The sequence below is a fragment of the Kosakonia pseudosacchari genome, from assembly GCF_900184035.1.
Classification (GTDB): domain Bacteria; phylum Pseudomonadota; class Gammaproteobacteria; order Enterobacterales; family Enterobacteriaceae; genus Kosakonia; species Kosakonia pseudosacchari.
Window position 1 is genome coordinate 585630 of record NZ_FXWP01000013.1, and the last position, 15978, is coordinate 601607.

Below are 15978 nucleotides of genomic sequence, written 5' to 3' on the forward strand. Positions count from 1 at the left end.
GGAGCCTGTATGTGTGAACACCACCACGCCACTCGACACATTCTCTGTTCGCAATGTGACATGCTGGTGGCGTTACCTCCGCTGCAACATGGACATAAAGCGGCTTGCCCGCGTTGTGGGACAACGCTTACGACCGAGTGGGACGCGCCGCGGCAGCGTCCCACTGCTTATGCTATCGTCGCGCTGTTTATGTTATTGCTCTCCAACCTTTTTCCCTTCGTAAATATGAAAGTGGCGGGCGTTGCCAGTGAGGTGACGCTGCTGGAAATTCCTGGCGTCATGTTCTCGGAAGATTACGCCAGCCTCGGCACTTTCTTTCTGTTGTTCGTGCAGTTTGTGCCGGCGTTTTGCCTGGTGACGATCCTGCTGTTGGTTAACCGCGTGCCGATGGATTTTCGCCTGAAAATTGGTCTGGCCCGTGTGTTATTCCAGCTTAAAAGCTGGGGAATGGCAGAAATTTTTCTCGCCGGAGTATTGGTGAGTTTTGTCAAACTGATGGCCTATGGCGATATTGGCATTGGCAGCAGTTTCATTCCCTGGTGTCTGTTCTGTCTGTTGCAACTGCGGGCGTTTCAGTGTGTAGATCGCCACTGGCTGTGGGACGACATTGCGCCAGCGCCGGCTGTTGCGCAGCCGCTACATGTCGGTGTTCCGGGTATACGGCAGGGTCTGCGATCCTGCCCTTGCTGTACGGCGATAGTCGCGATTGACCAGCCGGTTTGCCCACGCTGCCATACGCACGGCCATGTGCGTCGGCGCAACAGTATTCAGTGGACGCTGGCGCTGCTGATGACCGCCATCATGCTCTATCTACCCGCCAATATTCTGCCCATCATGGTGACGGATCTGTTGGGCGACCGTATGCCGTCGACTATTCTGGCCGGGGTGATTTTACTGTGGAGCGAGGGGTCGTATCCGGTCGCGTTAGTGATTTTTATCGCCAGTATTATGGTGCCGACGCTGAAAATGATTGGTATCGCCTGGCTGTGTATTGATGCAAAAGGGCACGGAAAGCGCGATTGCGAACGCATGCATTTTATTTATGAAATAGTGGAATTCGTTGGGCGCTGGTCAATGATCGACGTGTTTGTTATTGCCGTACTGTCTGCGCTGGTGCGGATGGGGGGGCTGATGAATATTTATCCTGCGATGGGTGCGCTGATGTTTGCGCTGGTCGTTATTATCACGATGTTTGCGGCAATGACTTTCGATCCGCGTCTGAGCTGGGATCGCGAGCCACAAACGCACCATGAGGAGTCGTTAAAGCATGGAGAATAAGAGTGGGGAAGCCAGGGTGCAAAAGGTAAGAAACTGGTCACCGGTGTGGATTTTCCCGATTGTGACGGCGCTGATTGGTGCCTGGATCCTTTTTTATCATTACAGCCATCAAGGTCCGGAAGTCACCCTAATCACCAATAACGCCGAAGGGATTGTCGGCGGCAAAACGACGATTAAAAGTCGCAGTGTGGATGTCGGCGTGGTGGAGAGCACGACGCTGACCGATGACCTTACGCATGTGGAGATCAAAGCGCGGCTGAATTCCGGCATGGAAAAGCTGCTGCATAATGACTCGGTGTTCTGGGTGGTGAAACCGCAAGTGGGCCGCGAAGGTATTAGCGGGCTTGGCACGTTACTTTCTGGTGCCTATATCGAGCTTCAGCCCGGTATGAAAGGCAATGCGCCGGAGCGCTATAACTTACTCGATTCGCCACCGCTGGCACCGCCGGATGCGAAGGGCATCCGCGTGATCCTTGACAGTAATAAAGCGGGGCAATTAACGCCAGGCGATCCGGTGTTGTTCCGTGGCTATCGCGTGGGGTCGGTGGAAACCAGCACTTTTGATACGCAAAAACGGACCATGAGCTATCAGCTATTTATTAATGCGCCGAACGATCGGCTGGTGACCAGCAATGTGCGCTTCTGGAAAGACAGCGGCATTGCCGTCGATCTCACCTCTGCCGGGATGCGCGTCGAGATGGGGTCGCTGACGACGCTGTTCGGCGGCGGTGTCAGCTTCGATGTGCCGGAAGGCCTGGATTTGGGGCAGCCGGTGGCGGAAAATAGCGCCTTTAAGTTGTATGACGATCAGCGCAGTATTCAGGACTCGCTATACACCGAACACGTTGATTATCTGATGTTCTTTAAAGATTCGATCCGGGGCTTGCAACCCGGCGCGCCGGTTGAATTCCGCGGCATCCGCCTTGGTACCGTGAGCAAGGTGCCATTCTTTACGGAAGGTATGCGTCAGGCGCTGAATGATGATTATCGTATTCCGGTTCTGATCCGTATTGAGCCGGAACGTCTGGCGAATCAACTGGGTGAAGATCCGGATATGAGCGCGCATCTCAATGAGCTACTGAAGCGTGGTCTGCGTGGTTCGTTGAAAACCGGCAATATCGTTACCGGCGCGCTGTATGTCGATCTCGACTTTTACAATAATGCGCCAGCGATCAGCGGCATGCATGAGTTCGCTGGCTATCCAATCATCCCGACAGTGAGTGGCGGACTGGCGCAGATCCAGCAACGGTTAATGGACACGCTGGACAAAATCAACAACTTACCGTTGAACCCGATGATCCAGCAGGCGACGAGCACGCTATCTGAAAGCCAGCAAACGCTCAAACGTCTGCAAACGACGCTGGATAACCTCAACAAACTGACTGCCAGCCAGTCGATGCAGCAACTGCCCGCAGATATGCAAAGCACGCTACGCGAGCTCAACCGTAGTATGCAGGGCTTCCAGCCGGGTTCCGCCGCTTATAACAAAATGGTGGCGGATATGCAGCGCCTCGATCAGGTATTGCGTGAACTGCAACCAGTGCTGAAAACGCTCAACGATAAGAGCAACGCGCTGGTATTTGAAGCGAAAGGGAAACCCGATCCGCAGCCGAAGAGGGCAAAAGAATGAAAAAGAGCGCATTAGCAATACTGGCGCTGTTGCTGACAGCCTGCAGTAGTGGCGGTGATAACAAAAGCTACTATCAGCTGCCTTCGCCGGCTCAGGTGAAGGCGCAGGCGATGGCCGGGCAAAACCAGGGGAATCGTCAGTTATGGGTTGAGCAAGTTTCGGTCCCTGATTTTCTCGCAGGAAATGGCGTGGTGTACCAAACCAGCGATGTGCAGTACGTCATTGCAACGAACAATTTATGGGCCAGCCCGCTCGATCAGCAACTGCGTAACACGCTGGTGTCCAATCTGAGCAATCAGCTGCCGGGTTGGGTGGTTGCCTCGCAGCCGTTAGGAAGCGAACAAGATACGCTAAACGTAACCGTAACCGGTTTTCATGGCCGCTATGATGGGCGCGTGATTGTAAGCGGTGAATGGTTGCTCAAGCATCAGGGGCAACTGATCAAGCGCCCTTTCCATATCGAGCTCAAACAGCAGCAGGATGGCTATGATGATATGGTGAAAATGCTGGCACTGGGCTGGCAGCAAGAGGCTGTCAGTATTGCAAATGCGTTAAATCGCCTGCCATAAGTAAATCGGAAGTCTAAAAAAAACCGCCATAGACAAAATTTATGGCGGTTTTTTTATGTTTGGGTACAAACCATTAGTTGTGCTGGCTCACATTTTTTGTACAAATGAACTTTTGTGTAGCTCACATTTATGACACTGGCGTGAATTTTGCGCATTGACGACGAAGTCTATTCAAGGTATTTGTGACCTGTGGTTGCACATTAAGTGACCACTGTTTTCTTTTCCACCAGATCAAATAATGAGGGAAACGAGGCATGAAGAGACAAAAACGCGATCGCCTGGAACGGGCACATCAACGTGGTTATCAGGCTGGTATTACCGGGCGCCCGAAGGAAATGTGTCCCTACCAAACCCTGAATCAAAGGTCCGAGTGGCTGGGAGGCTGGCGGGAGGCCATGGAAGACAGGGCAGTCATTGCCTGATTCTGTCTCTTTAAAAAAGAAACCTCCGCATTGCGGAGGTTTCGCCTTTACTGGGTAAGTAACCCGGTATCAGAAATTAGACGTATCCTGGAACAGACCTACTTTCAGGTCGGCAGCGGTATAGATAACGCGACCATCAACCAGCACTTCACCATCTGCCAGACCCATAATCAAACGACGGTTTACAACGCGTTTAAAGTGAATACGGTAAGTCACGGTTTTCGCCGTTGGCAGCACCTGGCCGGTGAATTTCACTTCGCCTACGCCCAGCGCGCGGCCTTTGCCTTCGCCGCCGAGCCAGCCCAGGTAGAAACCAACCAGTTGCCACATTGCATCGAGGCCGAGGCAGCCTGGCATCACCGGGTCGCCAATGAAATGGCAGCCAAAGAACCACAGATCCGGGTTGATATCCAGCTCAGCTTCAACATAGCCTTTATCGAAGTTACCGCCGGTTTCAGTCATTTTGACCACACGGTCCATCATGAGCATATTCGGTGCCGGCAATTGCGGGCCTTTTGCACCAAACAATTCGCCACGAGCAGAGGCAAGAAGATCTTCTTTTGTATAGGATTCGCGTTTATCTACCATGTTCTCAGTAAGCCTTATTTATAGTTTCGGACGCAGGATAGCTAACACGTGTACGCTGAACAAGTCCGATCAGTTTCGGATAAACCAGTTCAACCAGCGAAGCGGCCACGGGAAGCGGTGGCGCGCATCCTGTTGTGTTGCCTGCGCAATACGTTCCAGGATGAGTTGCTTAAGGGTGTTTTGCCCTTCGGCATCCCACGGCAAGCCCGTTAATAAGGGTAGCGCATCCATCATGTCATCTACTGCCCAGATGAAAAATTGCTGCGCCTGGATAGCATCCAGAAGTTCCTGATGCAGACAGAGATGGCGCACATTTGCCGAGGGGATAATCACTCCTTGTTTGCCAGTGAGCTGTCGCTGCTGGCAAATAGCGAAGAAGCCTTCGATTTTTTCATTCAGCCCGCCGACCGGTTGGGAGCGACCAAATTGATCCACCGAACCGGTGATAGCGATGCTCTGGTTAAGCGGAACTTCAGACAGCGCGCTGATTAATGCACACAGTTCAGCCATTGATGCGCTGTCACCGTCGACTTCGCTGTACGATTGTTCAAAAGTCAGTGAGGCGGAGAAGGGGATCTGTTGTTCCAGTTCCAGTTCCGCCATCAGAAACGCTTGCATGATCATCATGCCTTTGGCATGGATATTACCGCCCAGCTCAGCTTTGCGTTCAATATCGTTAAACTCGCCATCGCCAACATGTACCACACAACTGATTCGCGAGGGTTCGCCAAAGGCACGTGGATGTCCTGGAAACTCAATAACGGACAGCGCATTGATCTGACCGATGCGTTCTCCTTCGGTTTCGATCAGGATTTGTTCAAGCAAGATCTCATCCTGCATGCGTTCCGCGAGGAAACCTTCTCGCCACTCTCGCTGAGCAAGCATTGTCTGGAACTCTTCCCCACTGAAGGTTTCATCGGCGGACATCGCCGCTACTTCTCGCAATTGTCGTGACAACCACATGGGGCAAAGCGGTAATGTTTCCTGATCGCCTGTATAGCGGACAGCTTCGCGAATGAGCTTTGGCCATGCATCGGCTGCAGGGGCAGGTAAGTGCGCATCGCGTGCGGTTTGCTCGACCCACTGACGCCATATGGACATTGTTTCGGCATCGGCAATTTGCAGCGTTTCTTCATATTCGCTGTAAATAGCCTGCGACGCGAGTTCCGGCTCCATTTCCTGGAAATCCGCCAGTGATTCACGTTCCCCCACCAGGATGACTTTAAGATCCATTGGCATGGAGGGCACAATGACGGGCAAGGGGCGCGATTCATCAAAGGAGACCCAGTCAAAACGGCGCTGCGTTATCATGGTTTTCAGGCGCATCCACAGCAACGGTTGTGCGAGCAAAGTTCGCAAGGAAATTATCAACACCCCACCGTTTGCCTGATGGACGAGGCCGGGTTGCAGCGTGATTTCCTGATTAAACTGGCGAAGGCAGCCGAAAAGCTGTTCTGCCTCTACCCAGTCGGCGATTACGGTTGGTTTGTTGCCGATAAAATTTGCCTGGGCATCAGTTGAAGGTTCAAAGCGAATCGCCGAACCGTTGACATGATATTGGCCGCCAGAAAATGGGCGGGCTTCAGGAATGAGCATCTCTGTGGCGCTGGCGATAAGCGCAAGATATTCGGCTTCTTCTGGCGCTTTAGCCAGCAAAAAGCGTGACGTCGCCTGCGGATAGAGCAATTGCTCCAGCGCGTACTGTAATCGGGGTTGTGTATCGGCCAGGGAGAAGTCTGTTTCGCGGGTTAATTCGGACGATTCAAACACTTCCTGATAGCAGGTGGTATCAGGAACCAGGTCGTTCCATTCAAGTTTTGTAATGGTCAAAGTCGTTTTTTTAGTCTGATGTCAAAGGCGCGATTATACCGTAAACGCTCGTACAGCACACATTGATTACACGCTTTCGGGACACGAACGCGATTGACCTAATCGAGGTCGCGATTTCTTTTCAGCAGAGTTGGAAAAAACTGATATTCTGAACTGAGTTACACGGTCACGTTGAGAGCGCAATGAAATATCAACAACTGGAAAATCTCGAAAGCGGCTGGAAATGGAAGTATCTGGTAAAAAAGCATCGTGAAGGGGAATTAATCACGCGCTATATAGAAGCCAGTGCCGCTAAAGATGCGGTCGATTTATTGTTGACACTCGAAAATGAACCCGTACAGGTCAACGACTGGATTGTACAGCATATCAATCCGTCATTGATTAACCGGCTGAAACAAACTATTCGCGCCCGCCGCAAGCGGCATTTCAATGCCGAACATCAGCATACGCGTAAAAAATCGATCGACCTGGAATTTGTGGTCTGGCAGCGTCTGGCTGGGTTAGCGCAGCGCAGAGGGAAAACGCTTTCCGAAACGATTGTGCAACTGATCGAAGATGCTGAACACAAGGAGAAGTATGCATCTCAGATGTCCACGCTGAAACATGACCTTCAGGCATTACTTGGGAAAGAATAGATGTGAATTTCCCTTGCCTATATTTGCTGTATTTCAGGCAATAAAAAACCCCGCTGACAAGCGGGGGTTTTTTAGACGGAAACTTAAGCCTGCGGCTGAGTTACAACGTCTTTGCTACCTTTAACTTCGATCTCTACGCGACGATCCGGTGCCAGGCAGTCGATCAGCGCTGCACGCGGTTTCACGTTGTCACAGGTGCTACCGGTAACCGGGTTGGATTTACCCATGCCACGTGCGGAGATTTTGTTAGCCGGGATACCTTTAGAAACCAGGTAATCAACTACGGACTGTGCACGTTTCTCAGACAGACCCTGGTTGTAAGCGTCAGAACCGATACGGTCGGTGAAGCCCAGAACCACTACGGAGCCGTCTTTCGGATCCAGGTTGCTCAGCTGACCATACAGCTGATCCAGCGCCTGCTGACCTTCCGGTTTCAGCGTCGCTTTGTTGAAGTTGAACAGAACGTCAGACTTCAGAGTGAAGTGTTTGGTCTGCACTTCCGGAGCCGGAGCCGGAGCCGGAGCAGCTACTACCGGAGCAGCGTCTTCCTGCTGGCCGAAGCGGTAGGAAACACCTACGCTCAGCATACCGTTGTCCGGACGAGCACCAACGGTGCTTGCATCACCGATGTTGTTAACCCACTGGTATTCCAGACGGGTAGCGATGTCGCGGGTTACTGCCCACTCAACACCACCAGCGAAGACCGGGGAAACACCGGTATCGTGATCTTTGAAGCCCTGGTTGTTCTGAGCGTCTGCACGCCAAACCATACCACCCAGACGGGTGTACAGGTCCAGATCGTCAGTTACCGGGTAACCCAGTTTAGCAGTCAGCTGAACGCCCTGAGCTTTGAACGCGCCGTTAACGGTGTCGCCTTTGTACGGCATACGACCCAGCCAGTCATAGCCCAGTTCGAAACCTACGTACGGGTTAACCTGGTAGCCACCGAACGCACCAGCACCCAGTTGGCTTTCGTGGGTCGGGCCATCGTTCTGCCATACCGCACCTTTGTCATGATACTGGGACCAACCCAGTTTACCACCTGTATACCAGGTGTTATCTTTCGGAGCGGCCTGCGCTACGGTAGCGAAACCAGCCAGTGCCACTGCAATCGCGATAGCTGTCTTTTTCATTTTTGCGCCTCGTTATCATCCAAAAATCGCCATGGGAATCTCTTTAGAGAAGCCACGGTTAAATCCTTCACCGGGGGCATTGCTCACTGACAACTCTGCAGATATCTTTACCGATATCTTTGGCTTATGCCGAGCACCCCTAGCGATGTAAAGTCTACAACGTAGTTGGAAACTTACAAGTGTGAACTCCGTCAGGCATATGAAAAAAAAGGCTTTGTATACACAATATTTAACACTTTTGATGAATTTTTAGCCGCGCCTATTTTCGAACAAAGCGCGCTACACAGGCTTTCGCGCTGTATTTTGACGATAAATTTGAATACCTGTTCTTACGCAAAAAACATCCTAGGAAAACTCCTAAATTTACTCAATGATACAAATTTGAGTGAATTTTTATCCCGGAAAGCTGTCTCGCAGCCAGAGGATCGTGGCGTATAGGACGCATAACGAAGCCTATCGCATTGCCTTCTTCTGCCGCCATAGCTAATTGGCGATGTTCCTCAGCCGTCAGTTCTTCAGAATGCCAGCCAATTACAACGCTATAGTTACCGGTGCGCAATGCACGAATCATTGAGTCCAGCGTTACGCTTGGAGAGAGTTGGTTCACCTGCATCACCTTGCTGAGGGGTAACCCGGCGGATTGTACCCATTCACGGCTGAGTTTTTGTTGAGGTGTCAACCACAGTTGCCAACGGGATTGTTGCCCGAGTTGCTGCAGCAAAGGCAGTAAAAGAAGCTGCGTCATCCAGGGCTGGTCCTCACGATAGACCATTTCGCTAATCAGCCCGGTAGTGATGCTGGAAGGCTCAACGTGGTTTAATTTGTTGAGTGTAGAAGCGAGTGTTGACGAACGATTAGCATAGCCTGAAGTGTACATAATCAATCCAGTCCTGTGGGTTACTGTATGTTTATACAGTAACCTTTGCATGCTCAGAGATCAACCTCATTTTCGGAAACTATCTCGCATTTTTGTTTTGTCCCTGCCGTGTAATGAAAAATTTGCTTGCCGTCTTGCTCACAGTTGCCTATGTTCCTGCGTAGTGGTTTCAGTAATTTAAATCTGGCTTTTACTATGTGATTTATAAGGCAAAAATCATGGAAGACCTATCTTATCAACGGATATATCAGTCGCGCGAATACCTCATGCCTCTCGGCACAATTTGTCACCGCGCTCATTTTGGCGGTTACAGCTTGTCAGTGGATAAAACTGTTTTCGCAATGGTTGCAGAGGGGGAACTCTACCTTCGTGCTTGCGACGAGAGTGCGCAATATACGGTTACGCAAGATGCCCCTTTACTGGTATTCAACAAACGTGGGCGTCAGGTTTCGTTAAATTACTACTTCGTGAGCGAGAGTGTGTGGCGCGATCGTCCGTTACTTCTGCAACTTTCGGCTCTTTCACTTGATGCTGCGCGGCGTGATAAAGATCGGCGCAGTGCCAGAAAACGGTTGCGCGATCTGCCTAACCTTACTTTTCAACTTGAAGTTCAACTCCATGAAGCTGGTGTACTGGATGCACATACACTGCGAATGCTCGGAGCAAAAGCTTGTTGGCTTAGATTGAGAAAATCAAACAAGCATCTAAGCGCGAAAGTGCTTCTTGCACTAGAGGGCGCAATTGTTGGGCTTCACGAAGCGGCGTTACCGGCGCCGCGACGCCGGGAACTGATGGAGTGGTTTAACGGTGTAATCAAGAAAGGAGCGAGTCCTTACTGAGTAAGTTGGCTTTTCAGACGGCACACTTCAGGCAATAAAGCGATCAGCAAGCCAATCTGTTGCAGTACCAGTGGCTCTTTGCTATCCGGTCGCGGCTCCAGGTGTTTAATGCGTTGGGATAGATCGGCAAGGGTATCCTGAACACGTTTTTGGTCTGCTGGCAGGTGATGCAGGGCATCGTCAACATAGCAGACTGCATCATCAAGCAAACGTAGGATATCCGGCTGGGTGAGCTGCTCACGATGTGCGCCAAGTGCGGAAATATAACTGGTAAAGGTATGATTCAGACATAATAAACGGAACGCGGCATCGCGAAGTTCAGGTGAGGTTCCGGGTTCGGAAGACATATTTGAAACGACCGATGCCAGTTCAGCGTCACGGTTATAAGCATTACGTCTGGCGATGCGGTAAGCAAGCCGGTTATCGCGTCCCTGATGGTACTGTTCAAGAATGGCATCAAGGTAGCGGCAGTTAGCGTCAAAGGCTTGCTCAGTGACGCGGGGCAGGTGTCGAAAACGCCAGTCCGGCCAGATAAAACTCACCGCCGCCCAGGCGATAGCACAACCTATAAGCGTATCGATAATACGAGGAAGCGCGACTTCAAATCCTTCGCCCAGTAAGTTAAAGCACAACAACACCAGTAAAGTGATAAACATCGTGGCATGCGCGTATTGTACTGTTCGAAATGCGAAAAACAGTACACCGGTGATGACGATGAGTATCAGTTGCCCTTCATGTGAGGGAACGAAATAAAGTACCGGTAATCCGATCGCAACCCCAATCAGCGTACCAATAACGCGTAGCGTCAGGCGATGGCGAGTGGCGTTATAGTTCGGCTGGCAGACAAACAGACTGGTCAGTAAGATCCAATAACCATGCTGTAGCCCGGTTATTTGGATAAAAGCATAACCGAGGCATAACACCACCGACATACGCACTGCGTGACGAAAGAGTGCGGATTCAGGCGTTAAATTATTACGTAACCGCTGCCGCATATCGTTGAACCCACTCAGGCTATCATCCGAAAGCTGATTTTCCGTGTCATTCGACAATGAGGGTTGTGGTTGCCCTGATTCAATAGTTGCTAACTGAGCGTCAATCGCCCTTAGGTTATCCAGAAGAAAACCAAGCGCTTTCATATGCTCCTGAGGCGTGATGCCATTAGCACGAAGGCGATCAAGCGCCGCGTCAAGGTGGATAAATGCTCGTTCAAAGCGAGAATCGTGTTGATACGGAGTGCGAAGCAAAATGGCGCGTGATAACTGAGCGCATGCATGTGATTGCATGGAAAGTAGGCGCTGAAAGCGGAACATCACGTCGCTATAACGAAAGTGTTCGCGCAGCGTTTGGTATTGAATATGCGACGAACTGGCTCGTTCGTGAATATCCTGTGCCGCAAAATAGTAATGCAATGTTTGACGCGTGCCGCGCTGCCCACGATCTCCGCGCAAACGCGTGAGCAACGTGGCTTTGGTTTGATTGAGTGTGTTCACTAACTGGCCATTCGCCAGTGCTAAATCATAGAGCGGCGCCTGACTATCATCTTCGATGTCCGGGTCGAAAAGACGTGATTTCAGTTCAAGGTAATGTGCCAGTTGTTCATAGCAGCGTGCCAGGTTGTCTTGTAAGGCTCGAATAGGGAAAACCAAGTGTCCAACCAGCGTCAGCAAGTTAAACCAGATGGCACCGGCCAACAGCAGTAGTGGTTGCTGATACCACTGTTCGAAAAGGGAAATTCCCAGCATGGTATAGACCGCAATGAGCAGCGCACCAAAAGCAATGGTGGCGTAGCGCTGTCCGAGCCCGCCAAGCAGGATAAAACCAATGGTGGATGTCACAAGACCAAGCGCAAATAACCATGGCCACGGGAAGAGTAACTCCACAGATGCAGAAGCAATAAAAAAGCACACCAGCGTAATTATCAGGTTTTTCAGACGCCCGGTCAGGCGGTCATCCAGATCGGCAAGTGCGGCGGCAACAACGCCAAGCGTTAACGGGATGGTCAGTTTCACTTCGCCGAGTAGCCAGGGCAGCAAAGCGGTCCCGCAAAGCGCAATAAAAATTCTGACGTTATAGAGCCAGGCACTGTTCCATGTATAACGGCGAAGCAGAGGACTTAACATAATGACAAGCGATCCGATTATTGAAAACGACGGTGCGCATTGGCTTCACGGGCAGCTCGAGCGGTTTCTACAGATACCACCCGACGGCCAACTGGCCACAGTGCAATCGCAGCGATTTTAAAGTTCGCGACGCCAACAGGAATGCCGATGATAGTCAGACACTGAGCGATACCGGCGGTAATATGCATAATGCATAGCCACCAGCCAAACAGAACAAACCAGACAATATTCAATAGTGTTCCACCCGCATTTAACAGGCTGTTTTTATTCTGTGGTTCGAGTTCATCGATGTGAATGGCTTCATTTCCCCACGGGATGAGTGAGAGCTTTGTGATTTCCCAGCAGGAGCGCGTCAACGGCAGAGTAATAATGAGCAGAGCGCTGATCATTGTCGCGAGTAGCCACCCAAGCGTTGTGGCGAAACCACCAAGCACAAAATTTAGAATATTCAAAACAGTACGCATAAAACCTCAGTACAAGCCGGTCGGTAGTGAATGCCGCTAATTGTAACGATTATTTGGGCTGGAGCGCCAATTCTCTGGCAGGTAAACTGGCAATTATTGTCACAAGTTGAGAACGATAAGTCATGGAACTGAAAGCGACTTCACTGGGAAAACGTCTGGCGCAACACCCTTATGATCGCGCAGTCATGCTGAACGCCGGCATTAAAGTGGCAGGTGACAGACACGAGTATCTCATTCCTTTCAATCAGTTGTTGGCGATTGAATGTAAGCGTGGGCTGGTGTGGGGAGAGATGGAATTTCAGCTTGCCGACAACAAAGTGGTTCGTCTCCACGGAACGGAATGGAGCGAAACACAGCGCTTTTACCATCTTTTAAATGAGCGCTGGAACCGATGGAGTGCGGAAATGAGCGAGGTTGCTGCCGGGGTTTTATCTGAGCAACTGGCGTTGATTTCCGGACGTATTGAGCCAACGAAATGGCTTACCCGAAAGCAGCTTCAGGGACTACAGCAGCAATTGCAGCAGGCGTTTGCCGCGTTGCCGATTCCGACAAGCCGGTTGCCGACGTTTGATAATTGCCGTGAGCTCTGGCGTGAGTGCCAGTCGTGGCTGACGGATGTAGAGACGCGCCGGACACAGCACAATCAAACTTATACTGAAACGATGGTTACTCAGTACGCTGCTTTTTTTGAGCAAGTTGAAACATCACCATTAAATCCGGCGCAGGCGCGGGCCGTGGTCAATGGTGAGCACTCTTTATTAGTGCTCGCTGGCGCGGGGAGTGGAAAAACCTCGGTGCTGGTGGCCAGAGCAGGCTGGTTGCTGGCTCGTGGCGAAGCCTCGGCAGATCAAATCCTGCTGCTTGCGTTTGGTCGCAAAGCTGCCCAGGAGATGGATGAGCGTATCCAGCAAAGACTGCATACCGAGGAGATTACCGCGCGCACTTTTCATGCGCTGGCGCTGTATATCATCTCCCAGGGAAGTAAAAAAGTGCCCACGTTAAGCAATCTGGAAAATGACGCATCCGCGCGTCTTAGCTTGCTAACAGATACCTGGCGCCAACAGTGCAGCGAAAAGAAAGCTCAAGCGAAAGGGTGGCGTCAATGGCTTGAGGATGAGATGGCATGGGAAGTTCCTGAAGGCAATTTTTGGGAAGATGCAACATTGCAGCGCCGCATCGCTCCGCGTCTCGATCGCTGGATCGGTCTGATGCGTATGCATGGTGGCGCACAGGCGGAGATGATCGCCGGCGCACCAGATGAAGTACGTGACCTGTTCAGTAAACGCATTAAATTGATGGCGCCGATCTTAAAAGCGTGGAAAGCCGAGCTAAAGTCTGAAAACGCTGTCGATTTTTCCGGGTTGATTCATCAGGCGATTAATGTACTTGAAAAAGGGCGTTTTATAAGCCCATGGAAGCATATTCTGGTCGATGAATTTCAGGATATTTCACCGCAGCGCGCGGCTTTGCTGGCTGCGTTGCGTAAGCAAAACTCACAAACGACACTGTTCGTAGTTGGTGATGATTGGCAGGCTATCTACCGTTTCAGCGGCGCGCAACTTTCCTTAACCACCGCTTTCCATGACTATTTTGGTGAAGGTGATTTATGCGCACTGGATACCACTTATCGTTTCAATTCCCGTATTGGCGAAGTGGCAAATCGCTTCATCCAGCAGAACCCATGGCAGCTTGCAAAACCGTTGAACAGTTTGAAAACAGGCGATAAAAACGCAGTGACGCTGATGGCGCAGGATCAACTGGATGCGTTGTTAGATAAACTCAGCGGATATGCAACGCCGGAAGACAGGATTCTGGTTCTGGCTCGCTATCACCACGGAAAACCCGACGTTCTGGAGAAAGCCGCAACCCGCTGGCCAAAACTTCAGCTTGATTTTACGACCATCCACGCCAGTAAAGGGCAACAGGCGGACTATGTGATTGTGGTGGGGTTGAAAGAGGGCGCGGATGGTTTTCCTGCTCCGGCGCGGGAATCTATTATGGAACAAGCCTTACTGCCGCAGGCGGAAGAGTTCCCTGATGCGGAAGAGCGGCGATTGTTGTACGTCGCCTTGACGCGTGCGCGCCATCGCGTCTGGCTGTTGTTTGATAAAGATGAACCGTCACGCTTTGTCGACACGTTAAAATCGCTGGGTGTGCCGGTAGCGCGAAAACCGTGAAACGAAGGCGGCCGCTACGGCCGCCAGGACTTATTTCAGACGCTCAGCGAGGTAACGTTGGTAGTCCGGAATGAGAATGTCGACGCTGTTATTAAACTGCGGCGATTCGATAATAAAATCAGCGGTAGATAAATTGGTCGCAACCGGAATATTCCACACCGTTGCAAGACGTAAGAGGGCTTTCACGTCAGGATCGTGCGGGACAGCATTGAGCGGGTCCCAGAAGAAAATCAGTACGTCAATTTTGCCTTCTGAAATCAACGCTCCGACTTGCTGATCGCCGCCCATCGGGCCACTCAGCATGGCATTGACTTCAAGGCCGGTTGCCCGCTGAATCAAATTCCCGGTTGTCCCCGTCGCATATAGCTCATGTTTGGCCAGTACAGGCTGATGGCGTTCTACCCATTTCATTAATGATTGTTTGCAGTGGTCGTGTGCGACCAGTGCAATATTTTTGCGCACGGGTAAGGTGCGAGTGGTTGATTCCATAATCCGCTTCCGTCAGTAGTTTTCGCTACAGATTACTGGAAGCGTCTGATGCTGCAAGAGAAGTGGTTAAAAAAATCCGAAAATGGTCGAGTGGGTCTGTTTGATTTACACTTTGGTGACATCGCCGGGAGGAAAACATGAAAGAAACCGATATTGCCGATATTTTACAGACGACCCAAACTATTGCGCTGGTTGGTGCGAGTGATAAACCCGATCGACCAAGCTATCGCGTTATGAAGTATTTGTTGGACCAGGGTTATCATGTGATTCCCGTTTCGCCGAAAGTAGCCGGTACCACCCTGCTTGGGCAGCAGGGCTATGCAACGCTTGCCGATGTGCCAGAAAAAATCGACATGGTGGATGTTTTTCGTAATTCGGAAGCGGCATGGGGGGTTGCACAGGAGGCGATTGCCATCGGTGCGAAAACGCTTTGGATGCAGTTAGGAGTGATTAATGAACAAGCTGCCGTGCTGGCGCGTGAGGCGGGGTTAAGTGTCGTAATGGATCGCTGCCCGGCGATTGAGATCCCGCGGCTCGGTCTGGCGAAATAAAAAAATACCCCGCAACTTGCGGGGTATTTTTAGTTACGCAGGCGCGGAGCCTGAAGCTGTCGGCGAATGGTGCGCGCCAGTTCGTCCATGGATGGCTGCTCCGGATGTTCATCCGTAATTTCACTTGTCAGCTGTGCTTCTGCCAGGTATGTATGCACTGGCTGGCCATCATCATCTTCCATTACGACGTGATACCAGGGCAGCGCGCGAAGTTCGTCATTCACTGCCAGTTCATCTGCTGACGGCTCGTCCAGTGAATACTCAGGATCGATATCGACCACTACGCCAAGATACCCCAGCAGTGAGTGGCGAACTTGCTGACCGATACCGAATTTGCTGGCAATCATTGTCACCTCCCGGGAACCTTACATAC

The 15978-nt window shown here is 51.3% G+C and carries 16 protein-coding genes; 8 read left to right on the forward strand and 8 right to left on the reverse strand.

The window, feature by feature from the left end:
- Positions 1–9 precede the first annotated feature (9 nt).
- From pqiA to rmf, 4 genes are all read left to right on the forward strand, one after another.
- Complete coding sequence (gene pqiA / locus BN2591_RS12760) at positions 10–1278, forward strand: membrane integrity-associated transporter subunit PqiA (protein ID WP_086871951.1); 1269 nt, start codon at positions 10–12, stop codon at positions 1276–1278.
- Positions 1268–2908 carry an intermembrane transport protein PqiB gene (gene pqiB / locus BN2591_RS12765; protein WP_086871953.1) on the forward strand — a complete coding sequence of 547 codons (1641 nt, stop codon included), beginning with the start codon at positions 1268–1270 and terminating at the stop codon, positions 2906–2908. Before pqiA ends, pqiB begins: the two co-directional genes overlap by 11 nt.
- Positions 2905–3477 (forward strand): membrane integrity-associated transporter subunit PqiC, encoded by a 573-nt coding sequence (pqiC, locus tag BN2591_RS12770; RefSeq protein ID WP_086871955.1) that lies wholly within the window; start codon positions 2905–2907, stop codon positions 3475–3477. The genes pqiB and pqiC overlap by 4 nt, the downstream gene beginning before the upstream one ends.
- A gap of 254 nt (positions 3478–3731) precedes the next feature.
- Positions 3732–3899, forward strand: a complete 168-nt coding sequence (gene rmf / locus BN2591_RS12775; protein WP_017456222.1) for a ribosome modulation factor — start codon at positions 3732–3734, stop codon at positions 3897–3899.
- A 69-nt stretch (positions 3900–3968) separates the two neighbouring features.
- Here rmf and fabA read toward each other — a convergent pair whose 3' ends face one another.
- On the reverse strand, positions 3969–4487 hold the full coding sequence (gene fabA / locus BN2591_RS12780; RefSeq protein WP_086871957.1) for a bifunctional 3-hydroxydecanoyl-ACP dehydratase/trans-2-decenoyl-ACP isomerase: 519 nt from the start codon (positions 4485–4487) through the stop codon (positions 3969–3971).
- Positions 4488–4556: 69 nt separating this feature from the next.
- Positions 4557–6317: an AAA family ATPase gene (locus BN2591_RS12785; RefSeq protein ID WP_086871959.1), complete on the reverse strand. Its 1761-nt coding sequence runs from the start codon at positions 6315–6317 to the stop codon at positions 4557–4559.
- Positions 6318–6499: 182 nt separating this feature from the next.
- Between BN2591_RS12785 and matP the strand changes: the two genes are divergently transcribed.
- Positions 6500–6952: a macrodomain Ter protein MatP gene (gene matP / locus BN2591_RS12790; protein ID WP_086871961.1), complete on the forward strand. Its 453-nt coding sequence runs from the start codon at positions 6500–6502 to the stop codon at positions 6950–6952.
- Between the two features lie 83 nt (positions 6953–7035).
- Here matP and ompA read toward each other — a convergent pair whose 3' ends face one another.
- Both ompA and sulA read right to left on the reverse strand, forming a co-directional pair.
- Complete coding sequence (gene ompA / locus BN2591_RS12795) at positions 7036–8085, reverse strand: porin OmpA (RefSeq protein WP_086871964.1); 1050 nt, start codon at positions 8083–8085, stop codon at positions 7036–7038.
- 367 nt (positions 8086–8452) lie between these two features.
- A complete protein-coding gene (gene sulA / locus BN2591_RS12800; protein ID WP_086871967.1) occupies positions 8453–8962 on the reverse strand; it encodes an SOS-induced cell division inhibitor SulA in 510 nt (169 codons plus the stop codon).
- Positions 8963–9180: 218 nt separating this feature from the next.
- On the opposite strand from sulA, the gene BN2591_RS12805 reads away from it, so the two are divergent.
- Positions 9181–9801, forward strand: a complete 621-nt coding sequence (locus BN2591_RS12805) for a TfoX/Sxy family DNA transformation protein (protein ID WP_086871969.1) — start codon at positions 9181–9183, stop codon at positions 9799–9801.
- On the opposite strand, the gene yccS is transcribed toward BN2591_RS12805, so the two are convergent.
- Together yccS and BN2591_RS12815 are read right to left on the reverse strand one after the other, a co-directional pair.
- The gene (gene yccS / locus BN2591_RS12810) at positions 9795–11924 is read right to left on the reverse strand and encodes a YccS family putative transporter (protein WP_086871971.1); all 2130 of its coding nucleotides are present in this window, start codon (positions 11922–11924) and stop codon (positions 9795–9797) included. The two genes, BN2591_RS12805 and yccS, sit on opposite strands and share 7 nt — an antisense overlap.
- A gap of 17 nt (positions 11925–11941) precedes the next feature.
- Complete coding sequence (locus BN2591_RS12815; RefSeq protein WP_086871973.1) at positions 11942–12388, reverse strand: YccF domain-containing protein; 447 nt, start codon at positions 12386–12388, stop codon at positions 11942–11944.
- Positions 12389–12510: 122 nt separating this feature from the next.
- On the opposite strand from BN2591_RS12815, the gene helD reads away from it, so the two are divergent.
- Positions 12511–14565, forward strand: coding sequence for a DNA helicase IV (gene helD / locus BN2591_RS12820; RefSeq protein ID WP_086871975.1), 2055 nt, complete (start codon positions 12511–12513; stop codon positions 14563–14565).
- Positions 14566–14595: 30 nt separating this feature from the next.
- Here helD and mgsA read toward each other — a convergent pair whose 3' ends face one another.
- Positions 14596–15054 carry a methylglyoxal synthase gene (mgsA, locus tag BN2591_RS12825; RefSeq protein ID WP_086871977.1) on the reverse strand — a complete coding sequence of 153 codons (459 nt, stop codon included), beginning with the start codon at positions 15052–15054 and terminating at the stop codon, positions 14596–14598.
- Between the two features lie 137 nt (positions 15055–15191).
- Here mgsA and BN2591_RS12830 point away from each other — a divergent pair, with 137 nt between their 5' ends.
- Positions 15192–15605 carry a CoA-binding protein gene (locus tag BN2591_RS12830; RefSeq protein ID WP_086871979.1) on the forward strand — a complete coding sequence of 138 codons (414 nt, stop codon included), beginning with the start codon at positions 15192–15194 and terminating at the stop codon, positions 15603–15605.
- A 29-nt stretch (positions 15606–15634) separates the two neighbouring features.
- Here BN2591_RS12830 and hspQ read toward each other — a convergent pair whose 3' ends face one another.
- Positions 15635–15952: a heat shock protein HspQ gene (gene hspQ, locus BN2591_RS12835; protein WP_017456235.1), complete on the reverse strand. Its 318-nt coding sequence runs from the start codon at positions 15950–15952 to the stop codon at positions 15635–15637.
- Between the last annotated feature and the right edge of the window lie 26 nt (positions 15953–15978).